This window comes from Paraburkholderia sp. SIMBA_053 (genome assembly GCF_046534895.1).
Classification (GTDB): Bacteria; Pseudomonadota; Gammaproteobacteria; order Burkholderiales; family Burkholderiaceae; genus Paraburkholderia; species Paraburkholderia caledonica.
Genome location: NZ_JAWRXU010000153.1, coordinates 1 through 408 on the forward strand (window position 1 = coordinate 1; position 408 = coordinate 408).

The 408-nt window shown below is 63.5% G+C and carries 1 protein-coding gene; it reads right to left on the reverse strand.

Going from position 1 to position 408, the window contains the following annotated elements; genetic code table 11:
- A partial coding sequence (locus SB753_RS35020; RefSeq protein ID WP_410804634.1) for a phosphatidylserine decarboxylase occupies nucleotides 1-408 on the reverse strand: 408 nt, incomplete at both ends.

The following is a 408-nucleotide window of genomic DNA, read 5'->3' on the forward strand; positions in this document are numbered from 1 at the left end:
TCGCTTTCGATCACGATGATTGCCCCTGCCGCCAGCGCGGTAATGTACCCCTGCGAGTCGTTAAGACCGCCGGGATCGCGGCCTTCCGCATCGGCGTCCGAGTAATAGGTGCCCGGCACGACGTACGCGTGCGTGACGCGGCCGCCCACGGGCGCATGCCAGCGGTGATAGTTGAACGCGCTGAGAAATGCCTGATAGACGGAACCACCGACAAACTGCCGTGCCGTCTTTGCCTCGCGCGCCGTGAAGATATCCTGCAGCGAGTAGGGCTGCGACTTGATCCAGAACGCGTCGTGAAGCCTGACGTCGTGCTGAAGGTTGTAGGGCGACGCCTCGCAGGCGCTGATGATCATCCTGTCGTCGTCGGGTGCGGCAACGGGTCGGGCGTCGGCTTTGAACTGGCGCGTA